Below are 6837 nucleotides of genomic sequence, written 5' to 3' on the forward strand. Positions count from 1 at the left end.
AATTAATTAGTTGGAGGATTACAATCTTTTTCTAAACATTTCCAGATAATTCCATTATATAGCTTCACACATGATGCGGCGATATCATAAATCAACATCCCTTCTACAGGGCTTGTGATCGCTGCAGAAGAACTTACTCTGGTGATTACAAAACCTTTGTTTTTCGATTCAATCACTATATGACCATTATTCACATTCGCTGGCCAACCTGTTGTACCACCGGTAAAGCCTGCTAAATCAGAGATTCCTGTTAAACTTGGTTGACCTGGCTGATCGAACGCACCAGGTTCTGTGCAACCATTTGTATTAATATCTGTTGCCTGATTATTGTTTAAATTATTGTCTACTATGCTACTTGGTGGAGTCACAGTAACTGTATTTATCAAATCTCCAGTAAATACAGGGGGAACTGAAACTGTAATAGTATAAGTAACTGTTCCATTTACAGGTAAGGATATCAAATCATTAATTGCTCCAATTTGAGTACCTGTAACTGTTGTAGCGCTACCTGTCGAAGCAACGGCTGTGTAGCTAACATTAGCATTAGGGATACCTGCCGGCAAATTATCTAAAACATTAGCATTAAGCACTCCAAAAGGGCCGTTATTTGTTATTACTACCGTATACACCTTATTTGTTCCTGGTGTATAAGTAGTAGAATTATCTGTTTGTGTAACAGAAAGATCAGCACTAAAAGTAATTGGAGCAGTAACACAGTGAGCTCCATCGTTATTCCCACTTGCCGGGGCACTTGAAATATTTGTCCTGGCTCCCGTTGTTAAATTAAATTGAAAAAAATCTCCAAGATTATTGATACCGTAAATTCCACCTGTGCTTGATCCAAAGAGCGCACCGAAAGTGGCTGCTCCAGGAGAAGTCCCTATAAAAGTAACATTTCCATTTGCAGGGTTAATAGAAAACAACCTACCATCGGTTCCTACACCATATAATAGTCCTGTAGGTACACTATATGCCAAATCAGATGGAATCGTAGATTGATTTAGTACGATTGCCGTGGCTGTCTGTGTACTGATATTTACCTTATATAAGGTAGAATTAGCTCCTACGGGTTTGATATAGTAGTTTCCAAGGTTATCTATCTCCCCACTATTATAGTTAGTTGTTCCTGTTACAGCGGGCAGACCTGTAATTGCTCCCATATCTGTAATTACACCCGAAGCATCAATTCTAAGAAGGTCGTTGCTAAAAGTCTTCATCGCATAGATATAACCATCGATTGGATTAAAACCAGAAGCGTTGTATTGATATCCTGCTGCGGAACCTATGATAGGGAAAGAGAAAGGGTTTGTGGAAGTGACCACATTATACAGCCCGGTATTAGCATTTTGTAATAAATACATTTGATTATCACAATTAAATGGAATTGGAGATACTACTAGACAAACATCACCAACGTTATTGCTAATGCTATCACTTATATTTGTGATATTCGCTGCTGTATTGGTAAATGCCGCTGGGTTACTGTTGCAATTTGCATTTCCCTGGCCGGGCATATTGGTTACATTAACCGTAATTGTTGCAATAGAATTGACAGCCTGACTATACCCTGTTACCACAATAGAATTACTTCCGCCAACTGCTGTTACCGTACCGCCTGTCAAACCTGTAACAACTACGTTAGGATTTGTTGCCAAGCGTAAACCACTAGGTAGATTGTCTGTAAAGGACAGATTCGTTTGGGCTATACTCGCTGCATTAATATTGTTTAATGTGAAAGTATAAGTAGCCGTTCCACCCGACGGAATGTTGGCAGGTGATACACTTTTGCTAAGAATTGTAGGGGGCGTTAAAGAAGCTGAAAAATTATCGAAAAGATAGTAAACTGCCTGTTTATCTGTTATTACAGTTGCTCCAGGTCTGAACTGACCTATGGTCATATACTCTTCACCTCCCACCGCTGTATATTCTAAGATAACCTTTACCCAAGCATTTCGAGATGCAGCACCATAAACATTTGCATTACTTGCAGGTATCAAGGTTCTTCCACTTCCAAAACTATTTACTATAGAAGCAGCATTTCCTGGAGGTGCAGCTTCAATATTACTATTAGTTGGTGAGACGGTAGAAAATACAGCTCCTAAAAATCCTTGTTCCGCACTAGGAAGGTCAACATACGAAATATCCGAAGGAGCAAATTTTGCAGGTGAAGTAGTACCATACAAATGTGCAACATAAAAGGAAAAACGGTAGGTTACTCCTGCTACCAAGGGAGCTGAAAGCTTATTTGTAAGATACTCTTTATAACGGGTAGTGGAACCATTATTATAATTCAGCTCCATGAACGCACCGGCAAAACCACTTCCGTTTTGGGCAGTTAATACCAGAGGGGCTAATGTCATACTTGTACCACTAGGAGGTGTACAGACATTCATATAATCAGTACTACCAAATGTAGTAGGCTGTGTCCAACCTGTAGCCCTAATTAGCTGACTTTGTGCTGTAGGACAAGATGAAAATGTCTCAAAATCAGGATTGATAATGCTTTGTGCATTAACAACTGATCCGAAAACCATTAGTGAACTACATACAAGATATGTAAACAGACGAATAATTATTTTAGCGGATCTATTTATTCTCCTCTGGCTAGAGGAGATATTTAACAATTTAAATGAAGTAAAGCTTTTCATAATTTACACTTTAAATTGCTCTTCCATTATTTTCGGGAAGAGCAGGATTAATTGAATGTATTTCTAACTGAATTTGTTTATTGCTTAATTAATAAGCTTTCCAGTTTTTTCAAGCGTTCTTCCAATTCGTTTGTCTTGTGTTGAAGTGCGTCAATTTCAATATCTTTTTGGCTAAGTGTATCGTTCATTTCGATCACGTGCAGATACAACTCTTCCAGTTTCTCTAACTGTTGCATTGAAAGCTGGGTTAAATCAATAGTATATCCATTTTCGCCTACAGTAATTTCGCTAATTGGTGTAACACCCGGTAAATGTTTATTGGTTTTAATAAACTGAGCCACTTCTTTTAAAGATTTGAATTTATAGTCTTTGTAGATTTTAGAGAAACCATTGAAATAGTCTTCGAATACATAATCGGCATACACACTGTTGGTAGTCCAAAGCTTACCTGTTGTAGAGATATCTCCAGCTACGTGTAATAAAGGTTGAATGGTTGAGCCACCTACCACAAATGATGGGGCTGTTGTTGCACCAATGGCTACTTCGCCTGTTGGTGTTATGCGCATTCTTTGGGCATTATTGGTTAGGAAAGATAAAGGCGTAGTTCCTTCTGTTCGTATATCTAAGCCAGTAGTTCCTGTACCTCTTGCAGCAATCTGACCTTTAAGGTTATTATCAGCATAAACATCTACAATAGAGTTTCCTCCAGTAACTGTGATAGATCCTCTAGTAGTTCCTGTAGCTGTAACTCTTCCTTCGGTTGCATTGGTAGCGATCAATACACTACTACCTGTTCCGGCAAAAGTCAAATTGTTGTTTGCTGTAGTTACCGTTCTTGCGCCTGTAAGTGTACCATTTGCATTATAGATGTTAACAGGAGTTGCAGGTAAACCTGCCACAGTCCCTAATACACCATTAGCATCTGCCACTACTGTTCTGGTAGCTGTAAAGGTTTGATCTTGACTTGAGGACTCATCTCCTGCAACCGTGGTATTAATAGCATTAGTAGCACCATTTAGCGGAAGGTTTCTTAATCTTGTAATTCCAGCATTGTCTAATTGTTCCGAAGGGGTATCGGTATTCACACCAACATTCCCTGTACCTGTAATACGCATTCTTTCTACTCCCGAAACACCACCTGGACTTGTTGAAAATGTTATCGGAGATGGATCTGTTGTTAGATGGGTAGCTATAGCTAATTGTCCAACTGCCCCTGTTGCTGTTAAATTAACCTCACCAGTTGGAAAAGACTGAATATCAAAGCGGTTATAAGTAGCTCCAGCACCTGAACTCGCATAGATATCTGCATCCCAAGTCCCTTTTGCTTCAGTGCCAATACGACCATTATTATCAAAATAAATATCTCTTTCTGGTGAAGTAAACCTCAAGCTTTTTCCATCTAAATTTACTACTCTGTTACTTGTTAAAGTACCGTTTGCATTGTAAATATTAACAGGCGCCGCCGGATTCCAAGCAGTACCATTCCAAGTCATTACATTTCCTGTAGCGGATCCAGGTGTTAAGCCCAAAGTGTAAGGGCTAGCCGTAGTTCCTGCACCAGCACGTGTTAAACCGCCATTTGTAGTAGCATTAGTTACTTCGTTACCAATCACACCATCTACTTCTGTTACAAGTCCATAAGGACTTGCCCACACCATTTTTCCTGTTGCAGTCTGGGTCATGACCTGACCTGCAGTACCAGTGGTTGTTGGAAACCAATATTCCCCTGTTTGAACAGCTGCGGCATCTCTGAAATTAAAGCGTACCCCGTTTGCTTTTTGAACGAAAATCTCCGAACTATTGTTAAGCGGGAACGGATCGGCTGCTCCATTAGTATTGGTATGTCGTAAGCGCAAACCATCATTTTGCAACGATAAAGTTGAACCAAAATTGCCTGAAACATTATAACTTTCCATAAAAAAGTTACCTGTATTTTCAGCTCTTACAGCAGATAAGGAATTGCTTCCATTTAAAGATGACATTTCTGATTTAATATCAGAAGCCGCAACTGTATTTGTAGTTGTTCCTGAAACTCCTTGTAATATTGCTCCTTGAGCATTTGCCGATGCTATTCTATAGTTAGTTGGTGACGTTAACCAATAGTGCATAGCTCCATTCGGATTAACAGGATGACTAATTTCTGTACCATAAGCAACTCCACCAGCAGCTGTAACCTCTGCTTTGAAATCTCCTTTTACCTCCATTTTTTTGGTTGAAGCTGCAGTACTGAAATCGCCTACTGCCACACTACCTGTCTGGTAAATGTTTTGAGAATTGGCCGTAGCTTCATTGGTAGTAGCTTGTTCACGCCAAGGCTCTGTCTTAGCATCGGCGCCTGTTGCAACACGCACCCATTGCGTACCATCGTTATAGTAGTAGCCCGGTGTTACATTGTTTGGTGCCGTACCTGCTGTTGCCGTGTTATACACTGTCATACCTGCAACGTGTGCTGCCAATGGTGCAAAGCTGTTTGTTGCGGTTAAACCCAGACGAGGAAGTAAAATACCTTTATTAGCACTTTCTACTTCTAAAGCTGCATTAGGGTTAATTAATGTAGGGTTATTCCCTATTTTTTGCTGTGTTACCTGTGCAAATCCTATTGATGCAGTTCCAAGACCAAATGCAATAAGTGCTGCTATATTTCTAGTTACTTTATTCATAACCTGTATGTTTTTATTTATAATAATAGTAGAGATTTTTATATTTCAGAGGTTAGAAAACAAAGGTTAAACCTCATATTTTCTTATAGTTAGAACTTATTAGTCTATCTTATACCAGTTTGTTCCATCACTCTGAATACGCATAGTACCTTGTACGTTGAATTGGTTAAAAGTTACACCGTTGGCTAAAGTTATCTGTTCGCTTAACGTTATAATATTACCTGATCCGTCCATTTTACGCAGAATTAATATTCTACCATTATTATCACCAGCAGCAGGAAGCGTAACTGTTAAGCCCGAACCGGAAGCATCAATTAACAAAGTGTCATCGTCTGCACTAACGGTGTGGCTTGCACTAATGCTTGCTACCGTATTTGCCTGTTTATAATATGCACCGCCATCTGTACCTACTGTAATCTCGTTACCTGCATCGGCACTTACTACCTCTGCCGTTGTAGGGGTACCGCGTTCAGGAGTATAAGTAATAACACCTGTAGCATCGTTCTGAACCATTGATGTCAATGTCTCCTGTGCTTTTACCAGATCCCCTAAGTTTAGTACAGTGCTTACTCCGCTCTCGTCTACATAGGTAAATAAGCCTGTGGTTGGGTTTACTGCTACTGTGGTTACCGTTTCGAAGTTGTCTACAACATCCGATAAATCGATCGTTTGTGCAGTACCTGCTTCGTTCGTGTACGTTGCGATACCTGTTGCTGCATCATACGTAAGGTTGGTTACCGTTTCGTTGGTGGCTACAACGTCTTCCAGATACTCCTCTATCGTGGTATAGGTGTTGCCGTTCACCGTTACAGGACCACTGTTTACAATGTCGTTGAACTGGTTTACGATAGACGCCGGGATGTTTACCGTGGTTACCGTGCCGTTCTCACTTGTGTAAGTGTACGTGCCGTTGTTGTTGTCTACCAAAGTGGTTACTGTTTCCTGTGCTTTTACCAAGGCAGCTAAATCTAAACTGTTGGTTACTCCAGCTTCATCTATATAAGTAAATAATCCTGTGGTTGGATTTACTGCTACTGTAGTTACTGTTTCGAAGTTGTCCACAACATCCGATAAATCGATCGTTTGTGCCGTACCTGCTTCGTTCGTGTACGTTGCGATACCTGTTGCTGCATCATACGTAAGGTTGGTTACCGTTTCGTTGGTGGCTACAACGTCTTCCAAATACTCTTCTATCGTAGTATAGGTGTTGCCGTTTACTGTTACCGGTCCCGAATTGACGATGTCGTTGAACTGGTTTACGATAGACGCCGGAATGTTTACCGTGGTTACCGTGCCGTTCTCGCTTGTATAAGTGTACGTGCCGTCGTTGTTGTTAACCAACGTGGTTACCGTTTCGTTTGCTTTTACAATGGTTGATAAGCTTGCCCATTCTACATCGCCTGCTACATTGGTGATCAACATAGAGTTGGCTGCGCCTTCTTTGATCGATACTTGGTATGGATCGATTGCTGTGCCGCTTCCCGTTACATCGATAAAGTCACTGCCGCCAATGGTGATCGCTTCGTTTG

The 6837-nt window shown here is 40.5% G+C and carries 2 protein-coding genes and 1 pseudogene; all 3 read right to left on the reverse strand.

Features of this window, described 5'->3' with window-relative positions:
* Positions 1–2: 2 nt before the first annotated feature.
* Complete coding sequence (locus F0460_RS05000) at positions 3–2534, reverse strand: DUF11 domain-containing protein (protein WP_190304097.1); 2532 nt, start codon at positions 2532–2534, stop codon at positions 3–5.
* 191 nt (positions 2535–2725) lie between these two features.
* The gene (locus F0460_RS05005; RefSeq protein ID WP_150010898.1) at positions 2726–5308 is read right to left on the reverse strand and encodes a tropomyosin; all 2583 of its coding nucleotides are present in this window, start codon (positions 5306–5308) and stop codon (positions 2726–2728) included.
* Positions 5309–5407: 99 nt separating this feature from the next.
* Positions 5408–6837: pseudogene (locus tag F0460_RS05010) on the reverse strand (hypothetical protein); the annotation flags it as partial.

It is taken from the genome of Paenimyroides baculatum (genome assembly GCF_008629655.1).
Taxonomy (GTDB): domain Bacteria; phylum Bacteroidota; class Bacteroidia; order Flavobacteriales; family Flavobacteriaceae; genus Flavobacterium; species Flavobacterium baculatum.